Raw genomic sequence first — 15,902 nt, 5'->3', positions numbered from 1 at the left:
GGCCCCCTTCCGCCGTTGTCGACGGGGAGCTGATCGGCGGGCCGGGGAGCTGATCCGGCCCGCCGATCAGCCCGTCAGGGTGCCCCTCAGCAGGCTGTCGCCGGAGTGGGCGGGCTTGTTGTCGTATTGCTCGGCGGAGACGTCCACCACCGAGTAGGTCCGGAGGTCGACGTTCGGCGGCAACGGTAGCAGCGCGTCCCCCGTGCCGGAGTTCAGCACGCCGACCGAGAACATCCGCATGGTCGCCGGGTCGATGAGCCAGACCTCGTAGTACCCCGGTACCGCCGGGAGATTCGCCACGTGCAGGTGCAGTTGGTTGTCGGTGAACACCCGGGCGTCCCCGTTGGCGTCGCGCGGCGTCGTCCCGTACGCGGACAGGGTCCCGCTGGCCAGCACCACGCGCTCCGGCGCCCGGGGCTCGTCGGCCCGGCCCGACAGCACGGCGAAGGTGCCCACCACGCCTACCGCTGCGGCGGCGGCCGCCGTGACCGCCGTGACCGCCCAGCGGGGCAGCCGGCGACGCCGCCCACCGGCCCGCCCGGGCCGCGCCGCGCCGCTTTCCGCTCCTGCGCCGCTTTCCGCTCCTGCGCCGCTGCCCGGCGTCGGGGCGGTCGCCGGCGGCCCGGCGGCGCGCCGGTCGCCGAGCGAGGGCAGCGCCTCGGCCGCCGCGACCTGCGCGACGATCCCCTGCCACACGTGCTCGGGCGGGTCGGGCAGGTCGCCCAGGCCCTGCGTGCCGGCACCGAGGCCGGCGACGTGCCGCAGGCCGTCCACCTCGGCCCGGCAGTGCGCGCAGGCGTCGAGGTGGCGGGCCTCACCGTCGTCCGCCTCGCTCTCACCGAGCGCCAGGAAGACCAGCCGGTCGTGGTCCAGGTGCTGCACCGTCCACCTCCCATCTGCGTTTCAGGCTCGCCATACCTCGGCGGATGTGGCTCTTGACCGTCCCCAGGGGCACCCCGGTCACCGTCGCGATCTGCTGGTGGGTCAGGTCGTCGTAGAACGCCAACTCCAGCATCCGGCGTTGCTCGTCGGGGAGCCGGGCCAGCTCGTCGGCCACCACCAGCCGGTCGACGACCGTGTCCGGGTCCGGGCCGGTCGGGGCCGGGTCGGGCAGTTGCCGCACCGTCTCCACCACGCGGGTCTCCCGCGCCGAGGAGCGCAGCCGGTCGACCACCTTGCGCCGGCCGATGCCGAGCAGCCAGCCGATCAGCGACCCCCGGGTCGGGTCGAAGGTGTCCCGCCCCAGCCAGGCCGCCACGAAGGTCGCCTGGGTCACGTCCTCCGCGTCGCTGCGGTTGGCCAGCGTGCTGGTGGCCAGGTGCAGCACCGCCCGGCCGTACCGGTCGTACGCCTGGCGCAGGGCGGCCTCGTCACCCGCGCGGAACCGCTCGGCGAGGTCGTCCTGGGGTGGTGGCTCGGGTTCCTGTTGCACCGCTGTCACCGGGCGGTTCGCCTTCCGTGGAGCATGCCCGACTGTAACTCCCGCGGTCATCGCGCCCACACTGTGACGAATCGAGGTTCCTGAAGGCCTCAGGTGGTGCAGGACCTGCCTCGCACCACCGCCCGCGCCCCGGGGCCTCCCCGCCCCGGGGCGCGGGCGACCTCCGGGGTCGGGCCGGCGCGGGGCCGGTCAGTAGGCTGAACGGCGATGGCATACCTGGATCACGCGGCGACGACTCCGATGCTCGACGAGGCACTGGAGGCGTACGTGGCCGCCGCTCGCGAGGTCGGCAACGCGTCGTCACTGCACGCGGCGGGCCGGCGTGCCCGCCGCCGGGTCGAAGAGTCCCGCGAGCGGGTGGCCGCCGCGCTGGGCGCCCGCCCCTCCGAGGTGATCTTCACGGGCGGCGGCACGGAGAGCGACAACCTGGCGGTCAAGGGCATCTTCTGGGCCCGCCGGGCCGCCTCCCCGGCCCGCCGCCGGGTGGTCTCCAGCGCCGTCGAGCACCACGCGGTCCTCGACGCGGTCGACTGGCTGGCCGGGCACGAGGACGCCGAGGTGGGCTGGCTCCCGGTGGACCCCGCCGGCCGGCTCGACCCGGAGGCGCTGCGCGCCGAGCTGGCCGAGCACGGCGACGCCGTCGCCGTGGTCACCGCGATGTGGGCCAACAACGAGGTCGGCACCCTCCAGCCCGTGACGGCGCTGGCCGCCGTGGCCGCCGAGCACGGGGTGCCGTTCCACACCGACGCGATCCAGGCGGTCGGCCAGGTGCCCGTCGACTTCGCCGCCAGCGGCGTCTCCGCACTGACGGTCACCGGGCACAAGCTCGGCGGCCCGGCGGGGGTGGGCGCGCTGCTGCTCGCCCGCGACGTCGCGGCCACCCCGCTGCTGCACGGCGGCGGCCAGGAACGCGACGTGCGCTCCGGCACCCTCGACACCGCCGGCATCGTCGCCTTCGCGGTCGCCGTCGAGGCGGCGGTGAAGGGCCAGCAGGAGTACGCGGCCCGCGTCGCCGCCCTCCGCGACGACCTCGTGCGGCGGGTCCGGCACGCCGTGCCCGAGGTCGTCTTCAACGGCGACCCCGACGACCGGCTGCCCGGCAACGCGCACTTCTCCTTCCCCGGCTGCGAGGGCGACGCGCTGCTGCTGCTGCTCGACGCCCAGGGCATCGCCTGCTCCACGGGCTCGGCCTGCTCGGCCGGGGTGGCCCAGCCCTCGCACGTGCTGATCGCGATGGGCGCCGACGACGACCGGGCCCGCTCCTCGCTGCGCTTCAGCCTCGGCCACACCAGCGGCCAGGCCGACGTCGACGCGCTCGTGGCGGCCCTGCCGGCGGCGGTGGAGCGGGCCCGCCGCGCCGCCGCCCTGCGCGCGCCCCGCTGACCGCGCCCGCTGCCCCGGGGCCGCCGCGCCGGGCCCGGTAGGCTCGGAGCGGGGAAGGGAGCGTGACGGGGTGAGGGTGTTGGCGGCCATGTCCGGCGGGGTCGACTCCGCCGTGGCGGCGGCGCGGGCCGTGGAGGCCGGGCACGATGTCACCGGCGTGCACCTGGCGCTGGCCCGCAACCCGCAGACCTATCGCACCGGGGCGCGCGGGTGCTGCACGCTGGAGGACTCGCGGGACGCCCGCCGCGCCGCCGACGTGCTCGGCATCCCGTTCTACGTGTGGGACATGGCCGACCGGTTCCACGCCGACGTGGTCGACGACTTCGTCGCCGAGTACGCGGCCGGCCGCACCCCCAACCCCTGCCTGCGCTGCAACGAGAAGATCAAGTTCGCGGCGGTGCTGGACCGGGCCGTGGCGCTGGGCTTCGACGCGGTGGTCACCGGCCACCACGCCCGGCTCGGCCCCGACGGGCTGCTGCGCCGCAGCGTCGACGCGGCCAAGGACCAGTCGTACGTGCTCGCGGTGCTGACCCGCGCCCAGCTCGACCGGTCGGTCTTCCCGCTCGGCGACTCGACCAAGGCCCAGGTCCGCGAGGAGGCGGCCCGGCGTGGCCTGGCCGTCGCCGACAAGCCCGACTCGCACGACATCTGCTTCATCGCCGACGGCGACACCCGGGGCTTCCTCGCCGGCCGGCTCGGCGAGGCGCCGGGCCAGGTGGTCGACGCGCTCACCGGAGCGGTGGTCGGCAGCCACACCGGCGCGTACGCGTACACGGTGGGGCAGCGCCGCGGCCTGCACCTGGACCGGCCCGCCCCCGACGGCCGTCCCCGCTACGTGCTCTCCATCACCCCGAAGACCAACACCGTCACCGTCGGCCCGGCCGAGGCGCTGGAGGTCTCCACGGTGCGCGCCGAGCGTCCCGTGTGGACCGGCGGCGAGCGCCCCGGCGGACCGATCGAGTGCGAGGTGCAGCTGCGCGCCCACGGCGACGTGGTCCCCGCCACGGTCGAGCTGACCGGCGACACGCTGCACGCCGAGCTGCGCCGCCCGGTGCGCGGCGTCGCCGCTGGCCAGGCCGTCGTCGCGTACCGGCCGGACCCGGCCGGCGACGTGGTGCTCGGCTCGGCCACCATCGCCGGCTGACGCGCCGCCCGACTCGACCAGCGCCGCGTGCGCGGTGCCTAGCTATGCGACCAGCGCCGTGGGCGCGGTGCCCGGCTGTGCGACCATCGCCGCGTGCCGCCGGCCGCCGACCGGTACCCTTCGCCCGTGACAGCTAGCGCATGGCCCTGGCCCCTCGGCGCGGCGACCGGCATCGGCTCGCTGCCCGGCACCGACATCGCCGAGGCGCAGCGGATCGTCCTCGGGGAGCTGCCCGCCCTGCCCCACCTGCCCGAGCTGCCGGCGCGCGGCCCCGGCGCGGACCTGATCGGCCGCACCGGCGGCCTGCTGGTGGAGCTGCCCGTCGAGCTGTACGCGGCCCGCTGGCGGATCGCCCCCCGCCCGGGGCGGGACCTGCGCCGGGCCCGGGACCTGATGGAACGCGACCTCGACCAGCTCGCCGAGCAGGCCGAGGAGTACGCCGGCCCGGTCAAGGTGCAGGCCGCCGGCCCCTACACCCTGGCCGCCGGCATCGACCTGCCGATCGGCGGCCGGATGCTGCGCGACCCGGGCGCGGTGCGGGACCTCACCGGCTCCCTCGCCGAAGGGCTGCGTGCCCACCTCGCGGCGGTCGCCCGCCGGCTGCCCCGGGCTTCGGTGCTGCTCCAGCTCGACGAGCCGTCCCTGCCGACCGTGCTGGCCGGGCGGGTGCCCACCGAGAGCGGCTTCGGCACGTACCGGCCGGTGGCGCAGCCCGACGCGGCGGACCTGCTGCGCACGGTGGTCGAGGCCGTCGGGGTGCCGGTCGTGGTGCACTGCTGCGCGCCGGACGTCCCGCTGGAGCTGATCCGCTCGGCCGGCGCGGCGGCGGTCGCGCTCGACCTCGCCCTGGTGCAGGATCTGGACCCGCTCGGCGAGGCGATCGACGCCGGGCTCGGGCTGCTGGCCGGCGCCGCGCCGGCCACCCCGCCGCCCGGCGGTCGCGCGCCGACCTCCGCCCAGGTCGCCGACCGGGTACGCCAGCTCTGGGACCGCCTCGGCTTCCCGCGTCGCCGGCTGCCCGAGCAGGTGGTGGTCACCCCTGCCTGCGGCCTGGCCGGGGCGACGCCGCAGCACGTCCGGGCGGTGCTCGCGGCGTGCCGGGACGCGGGCCGGCGGCTCGCCGAGGACTGAGGTTTCCTGTCGCACCCCGTGGGCAGGATGACGCACATGATCGGACAACTGCGCACCACGGTCGTCGACTGCCCCGACCCCCGTGCCCTCGCGGCGTTCTACGCCGAGCTGACGGGCCTGCCGCTGGCGGAGGGTGACTCCGACGGCGACGAGTGGGTGGTGCTCGGCGGCCCGGTGGGGCAACACCCCCGGCTGGCCTTCCAGCGCGCCCCCGACCTGCGCCCGCCGACCTGGCCCGACCCGGAGCGGCCGCAGCAGCTCCACCTCGACGTCACCGTCACCGACATTGAGGCGGCCGAGCGGGCGGTGCTGGCGCTGGGCGCGCGCCGGCTCGACGGCGAGGGGGAGGGGTTCCGGGTCTACGCCGACCCGGCCGGCCACCCGTTCTGCCTCTGCTGGGACTGACCGGCCCGGTTGTGTCCCGCCACATGGCGGGGACCGCCGGGGCGCGGCATGATCACACGGGTGATCGACTCCTCGCTCCGGCGGGCCTCCGGCTCGCTGCTCGGCCTGGCCTACGGTGACGCGCTGGGCCGCCCGACCGAGTTCCTGACCGTCGCCGAGATCCACCGCCGGTACGGCCCGTCCGGCCCCCGGGAGCTGGCGGGCGACCCGGCGCTGGTCACCGACGACACCCAGATGGCGCTCGCGGTGGGCTGGGCGCTGCACGACGCGCCCGCGTACACCCCGGCGGCGGTCGAGCCGCTGCTGCGCGAGCGCTTCCTGGCCTGGGCGGTCAGCCCCGACAACAACCGCGCGCCGGGCATGACCTGCCTGCGGGCCTGCGCGGAGCTGTCCCGGGGGGTGCGCTGGCAGGAGGCGACCGTGGCCGGCTCGAAGGGCTGCGGGGCCAACATGCGGGTCACCCCGGTCGGGCTGCTCGCCGTCGACCTGGACACCCTGGCCGGCCTCGCCCAGCTCCAGGCGGGCCTGACCCACGGCCACCCGACTGGGCTGGCCGCGAGCGAGCTGACGGCGTACGCGGTGCGCCTGCTGCGCGACGGCGCGGCGCTGGCCGAGCTGCCGGCGCTGCTCACCGACCGGGCCCGGGAGCAGCGCCGGGTCTACCGGTCGGACTGGCTCGGCGACCTGTGGCAGCGCCCCGGCGTCGACTCGCCGCAGGAGTTCATCGCCCGGGGCTGGGACGAGTGCCTGGGCGCGCTGGGCCGCCTGACCACCACCCTGACCCGCCCCGACGACGGCGACGACCCCTGCCGGCGTACCGGCGAGGGGTGGGTGGCCGAGGAGGCGCTGGCGACCGCGTTGCTCTGCGCGCTGTGGCACGCCGACGACCCGGTCGGCGCGCTGGCGCGCGGCGCGACCACCGCCGGCGACTCCGACTCCATCGCGGCCCTGGCCGGCGCGTTCGTCGGCGCGGCGTACGGCCTGCCGGCCTGGCCGACCGACTGGGCCGCCCGCATCGAGTACGCCGACCAGCTCGCCGCCCTCGCCGCCGCCCTCGACTGACTGCCCGCGTGGTCCAGCCGTGCCGGGGCGTGGACGACTCCCGCCGGCGCATAGGGAGCTGAGTCGGATACGACATCAGCGTCCTGCGGGGCAGCCCGGCTGCCGGGTGGCGACGCGCCCGACGGTGCGCCATCGGCCGGGCGGGGCGTGGGGCGGGTCGGCGGTCGGCGGCGGGCGGTGATGTCGTATCCGACTCAGCTCCCTAGCTGCCGCACGCACCCGTGTTCCCTCGCGTGACGTCGGCTGCGCCGCCCAGGCCGCGGATTGTCCCACCGTCCCGATACGGTGCGGGGGTAGCGTGAACAGGGAGGTCGACGCGGTGTCCGAAGCCGGCAGCATGTCCGAGGAAGCCGTTCCACAGCAGGTGAGCCCGGCGCAGGAGGCGGCGGCGGGCCCCGAGCCGACCCCCGAGGCGCGGGAGCGGCACGCCACCCTCAGCCAGGAGCTGACCGAACACCAGTACCGCTACTACGTGCTGGACGCCCCCACCGTCTCCGACGCCGACTTCGACCGGCAGCTGCGTGAGCTGGAGGCCCTGGAGGCCGAGTTCCCCGCCCTACGCACCCCCGACTCGCCGACCCAGCGGGTCGGCGGCACCTTCTCCACCGACTTCACGCCGGTCACCCACGCCGAGCGGATGCTCTCGCTCGACAACGCGTTCGCCGACGAGGAGCTGGCGGCCTGGGCCGAGCGGGTGGAGCGGGACGCGGGCGGCCCGGTGCCCTACCTCTGTGAGCTCAAGGTCGACGGGCTGGCGATCAACCTCACCTACGAGAAGGGCCGGCTGGTCCGGGCCGCCACCCGGGGCGACGGGCGCACCGGCGAGGACGTCACGGCCAACGTCCGCAGCATCCGCGACGTGCCGGCCCGGCTGACGCCGTCCGACGAGTTTCCCGAGGTGCCCGAGTTCGTCGAGGTGCGCGGCGAGATCTACTTCCCGATCGCCGGCTTCGCCGACCTCAACGCGAGCCTCGTCGAGCAGGGCAAGGCGCCCTTCGCCAACCCGCGCAACGCCGCCGCCGGCAGCCTGCGGCAGAAGGACCCCCGGGTCACGGCGTCCCGGCCGCTGCGGCTGGTGGTGCACGGCATCGGCGCCCGGCGCGGCTACACGCCGACCGCGCAGTCCGAGTCCTATGCGGCGCTGCGCGCGTGGGGGCTGCCCACCAGCGACCGCTGGCGGGTCGTGCCCGACCTGGCCGGCGTCGCCGGGTTCATCGCCTACTACGCCGAGCACCGGCACGACGTCGAGCACGAGATCGACGGGGTCGTGGTCAAGGTGGACCCGGTCTCCATCCAGGGCCGGCTCGGCTCGACCAGCCGGGCCCCCCGCTGGGCGATCGCCTTCAAATACCCGCCGGAGGAGGTCAACACCAAGCTGCTCGACATCGCCGTCAACGTCGGGCGCACCGGCCGGGTCACGCCCTACGCGATCCTGGAGCCGGTCCTGGTCGCCGGGTCCACGGTGGCCCAGGCCACCCTGCACAACGCGCACGAGGTCGAGCGCAAGGGGGTGCTCATCGGCGACACGGTGGTGATCCGCAAGGCCGGCGACGTGATCCCCGAGGTGCTCGGCCCGGTGGTCGACCTGCGCCCCGTCGACGCCCGCCCGTTCGTCATGCCGACCACCTGCCCCTCCTGCGGCACCGCCCTGCGGCCCGAGAAGGAGGCGGACGTCGACATCCGCTGCCCCAACAGCCGAAGCTGCCCCGCGCAGCTGCGCGAGCGGGTGTTCCACCTGGCCGGCCGGGGCGCGTTCGACATCGAGGTGCTCGGCTACAAGGGCGCGGCGGCGCTGCTCGACGCGCAGGTCATCACCGACGAGGGCGACCTGTTCGGCCTCGACGCGCAGCAGCTGGCCCAGTCGCCGTTCTTCGTCAACAAGGACGGCAGCCTCGGCAGCAACGCCACCAAGCTCCTCGACAACCTCGCCGTGGCCCGGGAACGCGACCTGTGGCGGGTGCTGGTCGGGCTCTCCATCCGGCACGTCGGCCCGACCGCCGCCCAGGCCCTCGCCCGGCACTTCCGGTCGATGGCGGCGATCCAGGCCGCCAGCGAGGAGGAGCTCTCCTCGGTCGACGGCGTGGGCCCGACGATCGCGGCCAGCATCGTCGAGTGGTTCACCGTCGACTGGCACCGCGAGGTGGTGCGCAAGTGGGCCGAGGCGGGCGTACGGATGGCCGAGGAGGCCGTCGACGAGGGGCCGCGCCCGCTGGAGGGGCTCACGGTCGTGGTGACCGGCACCCTCGGCGGGTTTTCCCGCGACCAGGCCGCCGAGGCGATCCAGGTCCGGGGCGGCAAGGTCACCGGCTCGGTCTCCAAGAAGACCGGCTTCGTGGTGGTGGGCGACAACCCGGGCTCCAAGGCCGACAAGGCGGCCACCCTGAAGGTGCCGGTGCTCGACGAGGACGGCTTCCGGGTCCTGCTCGACCAGGGGCCGGACGCGGCCCGGGAGGTGGCCCGGGTCGGCGAGTGACCCGAGCGGGAGCGCGGCGGCCCGCGACGGGCGGCCGCTCGTACACCTTGACCGGACCTGGCCGCGTATACCAAGTTAGTTACGACTAGGACCGATTCGCGGCTGTCATCTCTGAAAAGCGGCACCCAGAGCGTTTCATGGTGGTCACGGCGGGCGCAGGGCCCGCCGTGACCGCTGCCCGGGAGGTGCGATGGAGGCCGCCGATCCGCGAAACTCCGTCCCGCCGGGACGGGCGACGTCCTTCTTCGGCTTCGTCGCCGCCGTCGCCGCGCTGGCGGCGCTGCTCACCGTCGGGCCGCTGGCCGCGCTGGCGGGCCGGCTCAACGAGCTGCCGGCGGCGTTCTGGACGATGGCGGCGCTCGCCGTCGTCTGCGACGCGCGGCCGTTCGTGCCGCCCGGGCGGCGGCAGTCGTCGGCGGTCTTCCCGTCCACCTGCTTCACGTTCGCGATCCTGCTCGGCTGGGGGCTCGGGCCCGCGGTGGCCGTGCAGACCGTGGCGGTGGTCGTCTCCGGCTGGCGGATGGGGCACGCCGGATGGCGCTCCGGCTTCAACGCCGCCCAGTACGCCTGCGCCCTCGCCGCCGCCTCGGCGGTCACCGCGCTCGGGCCGGGGAGCATCTTCGCCGGCGGGCGGCTGCGCGCGGTCGACGTGCTCGCGGTGGGCGGGGCGACCGCCGTCTGGTTCGCGGTCAACTACGGCCTGGTCAGCACCGCCATCCGGCTGCGCTTCGCGGACCGCTGGTGGCCCGGTGTCCGGTCCGGCCTGGGCTACGAGCTGATCTCCACCGGGTCGCTGCTGCTGCTCGCCCCCGTGCTGGTGGCCGCCGCCCGGGCCAGCGCCGCGCTGATCCCGCTGGTGCTGGTGCCGCTGTTCGCGGTGTACCGGATGGCCCGGCTCGCCGCCGAGCAGGAACAACTCGGCGCGCTCGACCCGCTCACCGGCCTGCCCAACCGCAAGGCGCTGCTGGCCGAGGTCGCCGAGCAGGTCCACCTGCACGCCGAGCGGTCCGCGCGCAACGAACCGGACGCCCACCTCGCGCTGCTGCTGATCGACCTGGACCGGTTCAAGAACGTCAACGACGCGCTCGGCCACGCCGTCGGCGACCGCCTGCTGATCGAGGTCAGCGCCCGGCTGGCCGGCGCGGTGGGGGAGCGGGACCTGCTCGCCCGCCTCGGCGGGGACGAGTTCGCCATCGTCAGCACCGGGCTCACCGGCGTGGACGCCGCCCGCGCCACGGCCGAGCGGCTGGTCGCCGCGCTCGCCGAGCCGGTGTCGCTGGACGGGCTGCCGCTGGACGTCGGGGGCTCCATCGGCATCGCCATGTATCCCGAACACGGCGAGGACTTCGCCACCCTGATGCGCCACGCCGACGTCGCCATGTACGACGCCAAGCACCGCAACGACACCATCGCCGTGTATGCCGCCGAGTCCGACCACAACTCGGCCGAGCGGCTGGGGCTCCTGGCCGACCTGCGGCGCGTACTCGAGGCGGGGCCGGCCGGGGCGGCGGAGCGCGACGCGCCGGTCGGTGCGCGCGGCGGCGACGGGGCCGCGCTGCCGGCGGCCCTCCCCGCGGCGGCGGGCGGCCCGGTCGACGCGGGGCGGCCGACGCCCGCCGGGCCGGGCCGGTGGCGGGCCCGCCGGCACCGGCAACGCGCGGAGCCGGACCACCCCGACGACCTGATCAACCGGATCGTCACCGCCGCCGACCCGATCCGGCGGCGGGCCGCCGGGCCCGACGCCGAGCCGGGCGGGGCGGACGCCGTGGGGCCGGCGCCGCAGGCCGGGCCGGCGTGCGGCGACGTCGAGGGCGTCGGGCGGATCACCATGTACTACCAGCCGCAGGTCGCCATCGCCACGGGCGAGGTGGTGGGCGTCGAGGCGCTGCTGCGCTGGCGGCACCCGCGCCGGGGCATGGTCGACCCGGAGGAGCTGATCCGGGTCGCCGAGCAGAGCGCCGTGATGCGGCTGCTCACCCGCCGGGTCGTCGACGACGTGGTGGAGCAGCTGGCCAAGTGGGCGGCGGCCGGGATCACCCTGCGGGCCGCGCTCAACGTCAGCGTCCGGGACCTGCACACCGGCGAGATCGCCGACCAGATCGCCGACCGGCTGGCCCGCTACGGCGTCCGGCCCGACCGGCTGCAACTGGAGATCACCGAGGGCGCGCTGATGGCCGACCCCCGGCGGGTGCTGGCCACCATCTCGCGGCTGCACGCCATCGGCGTCGCCATCGCCCTGGACGACTTCGGCACCGGCTACTCCAGCATGCAGCACCTGCGCCGGCTGCCCCTGTCGGAGGTCAAGGTGGACCGGTCGTTCGTGCTCGGGATGGCCGACGACGCCGACGACGCCGCGATCGTCCGGTCGATGATCGAGCTGGCCGGGGCGCTCGGGCTGCGGGTCGTCGCCGAGGGCGTCGAGGACGAGCGCACCTGGCGGCTGCTGCACGCCGCCGGCTGCGACGTGGCGCAGGGCTGGTTCTACGCCCGGCCGATGCCCGCCGGGGAGCTGACCGACTGGCTGGCCCGCTACCGGCCGCTGCGGCCGGCGGCCCGCGAGGCGGAGAGCCGCCCCCCGCAGGCCCGCTGACCCCGCCGCCGCGCCGGCCGCAGGGGGAGTCGGGGACGCCCGGCCCGTGCCGGGCAATAGACTCGCTGCGGTCACCGCGCGTCATCGTCGTTGCCGGCGCGCGGCAAGCCACCGCCAGATGCAGCAGGACAGACAGCCAGAAGGGGGCACTGATGGCCGCCATCTCCCGCGAGGAGGTCGCGCACCTGGCGCGACTGTCGCGGCTCGCCGTCACGGAGGAGGAGCTGGACACCTTCGCCGGCCAGCTCGACACGATCCTCCAGGCGGTCGCCCAGGTCGGCGAGGTCGCCGCGGCGGACATCCCGCCGACGTCCCACTCCGTGCCGTTGACCAACGTGCTGCGTGAGGACGTGGTGGTGCCCGGCCTGACCCCGGCCGAGGCCCTGTCGGGCGCGCCCGACGCCGAGGAGCAGCGGTTCCGCGTCCCGCGGATCCTGGACGAGGATGTGGCGTCATGACCGACCTGACCAAGCTGACCGCCGTCGAGCTCGCCGGCCTCGTCGCCGACGGCCAGACCTCGGCGGTCGAGGTGACCCGGGCCCACCTGGACCGCATCGCCGCCGTCGACGACCGGGTCAACGCCTTCCTGCACGTCGACGCCGACGGCGCGCTCGCCGCCGCCCGCGCCGTCGACGAGCGCCGGGCCGCCGGCGAGGAACTCGGCCCGCTCGCGGGCGTGCCGGTCGCCGTCAAGGACGTGCTCACCACCAAGGGCGTGCCGACCACCGTCGGGTCGAAGATCCTCGAAGGCTGGCGTCCGCCGTACGACGCGACGATCGTGCAGCGGCTGCGCGCCGCCGGCACGGTGCTGCTCGGCAAGACCAACATGGACGAGTTCGCGATGGGCTCCTCCACGGAATACTCGGCGTACGGGCCGACCCGCAACCCGTGGGACACCGATCGCATCCCCGGCGGCTCCGGTGGCGGCAGCGCCGCCGCCCTCGCCGCGTACGAGGCGCCCCTGGCCATCGGCTCGGACACCGGCGGCTCGATCCGCCAGCCGGGCGCGGTGACCGGCACCGTCGGCGCGAAGCCCACCTACGGCGGCACCTCCCGCTACGGCCTGGTGGCGTTCTCCTCCTCGCTGGACACCCCCGGCCCGTGCGCGCGTACGGTGCTCGACGCGGCGCTGCTGCACGCGGCCATCGGCGGCCACGACCCGCGCGACTCCACCTCCGTCCCGCAGCCGGTGCCCGACGTGGTCGCCGCCGCCCGGCTCGGCGCGACCGGCGACCTGACCGGCGTGAAGCTGGGCGTGGTCTCCGAGTTCTCCGGCGAGGGCGCGGAGCCGGGCGTCGCGGCGGCGTTCCGCGACTCCGTCGACGCCCTGGCCAAGCTCGGCGCGGAGATCGTCGAGGTGTCCTGCCCCCACTTCACGTACGCGCTGCCGGCGTACTACCTGATCGCCCCGAGCGAGTGCTCCTCCAACCTGGCCCGCTTCGACGGCGTCCGGTTCGGCCTGCGCGAGGGCGACGACGGCAACCGGTCCCTCGAAGAGGTCATGTCGCTGACCCGGGACGCCGGCTTCGGCCCCGAGGTCAAGCGCCGGATCATGCTCGGCACGTACGCGCTCTCCTCGGGCTACTACGACGCCTACTACGGGCAGGCGCAGAAGGTCCGCACCCTGATCACCCGCGACTTCACCGCCGCGTTCGAGCGGGTCGACGCGCTGATCTCGCCGACCACCCCGTTCGTGGCGTTCCCGATCGGCGCGCGCACCTCCGACCCGTACCAGATGTACCTGGCCGATCTCTACACCATCCCCACCAACCTGTACGGCGGGCCGGGCATCTCGGTGCCGTGCGGGCTCTCCGAGGGGCTGCCCGTCGGCCTCCAGGTCATGGCCCCGACGATGGCCGACGACCGGATGTACCGGGTCGCCGCCGCGCTGGAGTCCGCGGTCGGCACGTTCACCCCACCGGCACTGTGAGGGGCGGGCGGGATGCTCACGCGAATCGAGATCGACGGCTTCAAGTCGTTCCGCGAGTTCTCGCTGGACATCCCGCCCTTCCTTGTGATCATCGGACGGAACGCGGCGGGCAAGTCGAACCTATTCGACGCGATTCAGTTCCTGAGCAGGCTGGCGGGTGACCCGGTCCTAGAGGCAGCCCAGCACATGCGGGGTGACGTCGTGGATCTCTTCCACAAGCACACCGATGGCACGGTGGTCGGCGAGATGTCCTTCGCTGTCGAGGTGTTGCTGGGCCGCTCGGTCACCGACGCGTTCGGCGACACGGCGGAGGTCAACCATTCCCGGCTCCGCTACGAGCTGAGGATCGAGCTGCGATCCACCGGTACCAGCGGGATGCAGCGCCCGTACGTCATCCACGAGGCGGTACGCCGGATCCGGCGCACGGACGACAAGTGGATGGACGACCGGTTCGCCATCGAGCAACGGAAGCGGCTGGCCGCCTACCGACCTGGTGCCGATCCGCTGGAGACCGAACGCGACGACCAGGGGCGGCCGGTCTTCAGCATCCGGCAGCAGGGCAACCAGGGGCGGAAGCGAAGGCTGCCTGCCACCGCCGCCACGGCGACGGTGCTGTCGAGCCTGGCGACCGCCACAGACTTCCCGTTGCTCTACGCGCTCAAGCGCGAGATGCAGTCGTGGCGTCTGCTGCATCTCGACCCCAGTGCGCTGCGAACCCCGGACTCGTACGACGATCCGGACAGCCTGGCAGCCAACGGCGGGCACCTGGCGAACACCCTCCGCCGGCTGGCGGACGAGACAGGCAGCGCGGAGCGGCTCGAGGGCGTTCTGAATGATCTCTCAGCCGACCTGGCGGCCGTCATTCCCGGTGTCGTCCGGGTCCGTCTGGCCGAGGACGATTCGCGTCGGCAACGACAGGTCGAGGTGGTCACCCGGGAGGAAGCACCCTTTTCGGCGAGGGTGGCCTCGGACGGCACGCTTCGTGCGATCGCTCTGTTGGCAGCTCTCTACGATCCACGAGGCGCGGGACTCATCTGCTTCGAAGAACCGGAGAACGGCATCTTTCCCCAGCGTCTCGCGCAGTTCGTGAGGTATCTCCGGAGCCTTGTCGACCGGGCCCTGTCAGCCGGTGCCGGCGACATCGCTCTGACCCAACTTGTTCTGAGCAGTCATTCCCCGGCAATCCTCCGTGCGCTGGAACCCGTGCAGGCGAGCCGGCGCGCCGACGCGGTATTCATGGACGTGGTGAGTCGCGTGCAACGCGGCAGACCGGGCAGCCGGGTCAGCCGATGGCGGTGGATCGCAGGTGCTCAGCAGATGACCATCGATGATGGGCTGGACGTCGGCTCCGTGGTGAGTCCTCGGGAGATCGCTGAGTTCGAGGTGATGGCGGAGTTGGACAACTGATGCGGTATCTCACCTCCGCGCTGGTGTCCGAGGGCGTCACCGATGATCAGTTCCTGCCGAGGCTGCTGGCCAGGGCACTGACCGAGCTGTGCCAGACGGAGTTCGAGGACGCGGTCGAGGTCGCCGATGTGCAGCCTCTGCGGGACCGCAAGGGCCCTTGCTCGACGGCGGATGTGATCAGGCTGGTCGAGCAGAACCGGGCCAGTTTCTCGCTCGTGTTCTTTCACCACGACCACGGTGCCAACGCCGACCGGGTCGTCGCCGAATGGCTGAATCCGCTGCGGCAGATGTGGGGAGAACGAGCGGAGCAACTGATCGCCGTAGTGCCGGTCCGCGAGACGGAAGCATGGCTGCTGACCGACGGCGACGCGTTGCGAAGCGCGCTCGGCGTCCGCTGGACTGACAGGGAGATGGGGCTGCCTACCCAGCCGCGACGTGTGGAGCGCATCGCCGACCCCAAGAAACTGCTCAACGACATCATGGGGCGGGTCAGCCGCTCCACGACTGATCATTTCGGGCAGTTGGGGGAGCTGGTCTCGCTGGCCAAGCTCGACGATGTTCCCGCGTACCGTCAGTGGTGGTCCGACACGCGGGACGCGCTGGCGCGGCTGGGCTACCGGCCGGCCTGATCTTCTCGGGCGGGCGCTTCTCGACCATCCCGCTCCGCCGCTCCGACAGCCGGCCGGCGGCGGGTCTGCAGCGCGGCACGGCGGTTCGCGATGGCCGCCACGAACATGGCGACGGCGAGCACCGCGCCGGTCGTCTGCGTCACGGCGCGCTGGCCGAAGAACAGCAGCGCGAGCCCGGCCACCATCGCGGTGAGCAGCGGCCACGCCAGCCAGCCTTGGCGAGCCTGCTCCCCGGTCTCCGCCCGCCTCGATGCGACCCCATCGCCGTGTACCGATCGGTCGTCCCTCGTATTCGTCATGGTCTACT

14 protein-coding genes are annotated in these 15,902 nt (G+C 74.5%); 11 read left to right on the top strand and 3 right to left on the bottom strand.

Annotation, left to right across the window (positions count from 1 at the left end):
• Window positions 1–66: 66 nt before the first annotated feature.
• Both HDA31_RS22380 and HDA31_RS22375 read right to left on the bottom strand, forming a co-directional pair.
• Window positions 67–882 carry an anti-sigma factor gene (locus tag HDA31_RS22380; protein WP_178063709.1) on the bottom strand — a complete coding sequence of 272 codons (816 nt, stop codon included), beginning with the start codon at window positions 880–882 and terminating at the stop codon, window positions 67–69.
• Window positions 836–1,492: an RNA polymerase sigma factor gene (locus tag HDA31_RS22375; protein ID WP_178063710.1), complete on the bottom strand. Its 657-nt coding sequence runs from the start codon at window positions 1,490–1,492 to the stop codon at window positions 836–838. Before HDA31_RS22375 ends, HDA31_RS22380 begins: the two co-directional genes overlap by 47 nt.
• Window positions 1,493–1,648: 156 nt before the next feature.
• Between HDA31_RS22375 and HDA31_RS22370 the strand changes: the two genes are divergently transcribed.
• The 11 genes from HDA31_RS22370 (at window position 1,649) to HDA31_RS22320 (ending at window position 15,595) form a co-directional block, all read left to right on the top strand.
• On the top strand, window positions 1,649–2,824 hold the full coding sequence (locus HDA31_RS22370) for a cysteine desulfurase family protein (RefSeq protein ID WP_178063711.1): 1,176 nt from the start codon (window positions 1,649–1,651) through the stop codon (window positions 2,822–2,824).
• A 70-nt stretch (window positions 2,825–2,894) separates the two neighbouring features.
• A complete protein-coding gene (mnmA, locus tag HDA31_RS22365) occupies window positions 2,895–3,968 on the top strand; it encodes a tRNA 2-thiouridine(34) synthase MnmA (RefSeq protein WP_074473737.1) in 1,074 nt (357 codons plus the stop codon).
• A 126-nt stretch (window positions 3,969–4,094) separates the two neighbouring features.
• Complete coding sequence (locus HDA31_RS22360) at window positions 4,095–5,099, top strand: uroporphyrinogen decarboxylase/cobalamine-independent methonine synthase family protein (RefSeq protein ID WP_178063712.1); 1,005 nt, start codon at window positions 4,095–4,097, stop codon at window positions 5,097–5,099.
• A 36-nt stretch (window positions 5,100–5,135) separates the two neighbouring features.
• Complete coding sequence (locus HDA31_RS22355) at window positions 5,136–5,504, top strand: VOC family protein (protein ID WP_178063713.1); 369 nt, start codon at window positions 5,136–5,138, stop codon at window positions 5,502–5,504.
• A 48-nt stretch (window positions 5,505–5,552) separates the two neighbouring features.
• On the top strand, window positions 5,553–6,566 hold the full coding sequence (locus HDA31_RS22350; protein ID WP_178063714.1) for an ADP-ribosylglycohydrolase family protein: 1,014 nt from the start codon (window positions 5,553–5,555) through the stop codon (window positions 6,564–6,566).
• A gap of 337 nt (window positions 6,567–6,903) precedes the next feature.
• A complete protein-coding gene (gene ligA / locus HDA31_RS22345) occupies window positions 6,904–9,039 on the top strand; it encodes an NAD-dependent DNA ligase LigA (protein WP_178067146.1) in 2,136 nt (711 codons plus the stop codon).
• A gap of 190 nt (window positions 9,040–9,229) precedes the next feature.
• Window positions 9,230–11,629 (top strand): EAL domain-containing protein, encoded by a 2,400-nt coding sequence (locus HDA31_RS22340; protein WP_178063715.1) that lies wholly within the window; start codon window positions 9,230–9,232, stop codon window positions 11,627–11,629.
• A gap of 152 nt (window positions 11,630–11,781) precedes the next feature.
• Window positions 11,782–12,087 (top strand): Asp-tRNA(Asn)/Glu-tRNA(Gln) amidotransferase subunit GatC, encoded by a 306-nt coding sequence (gene gatC, locus HDA31_RS22335; RefSeq protein WP_007075103.1) that lies wholly within the window; start codon window positions 11,782–11,784, stop codon window positions 12,085–12,087.
• Window positions 12,084–13,559 carry an Asp-tRNA(Asn)/Glu-tRNA(Gln) amidotransferase subunit GatA gene (gatA, locus tag HDA31_RS22330; protein ID WP_178063716.1) on the top strand — a complete coding sequence of 492 codons (1,476 nt, stop codon included), beginning with the start codon at window positions 12,084–12,086 and terminating at the stop codon, window positions 13,557–13,559. Before gatC ends, gatA begins: the two co-directional genes overlap by 4 nt.
• 12 nt (window positions 13,560–13,571) lie before the next feature.
• Window positions 13,572–14,966: an AAA family ATPase gene (locus tag HDA31_RS22325; protein WP_178063717.1), complete on the top strand. Its 1,395-nt coding sequence runs from the start codon at window positions 13,572–13,574 to the stop codon at window positions 14,964–14,966.
• Entirely contained in the window at window positions 14,966–15,595 is a 630-nt protein-coding gene (locus HDA31_RS22320; protein WP_178063718.1) for a DUF4276 family protein, read from the top strand. The genes HDA31_RS22325 and HDA31_RS22320 overlap by 1 nt, the downstream gene beginning before the upstream one ends.
• Here HDA31_RS22320 and HDA31_RS22315 read toward each other — a convergent pair.
• On the bottom strand, window positions 15,580–15,894 hold the full coding sequence (locus tag HDA31_RS22315) for a hypothetical protein (RefSeq protein ID WP_178063719.1): 315 nt from the start codon (window positions 15,892–15,894) through the stop codon (window positions 15,580–15,582). The genes HDA31_RS22320 and HDA31_RS22315 overlap by 16 nt on opposite strands.
• Window positions 15,895–15,902 lie beyond the last annotated feature (8 nt).

It is taken from the genome of Micromonospora carbonacea, from assembly GCF_014205165.1.
Taxonomy (GTDB): domain Bacteria; phylum Actinomycetota; class Actinomycetes; order Mycobacteriales; family Micromonosporaceae; genus Micromonospora; species Micromonospora carbonacea.
This window is presented reverse-complemented; position numbering and strand designations above follow the sequence as displayed.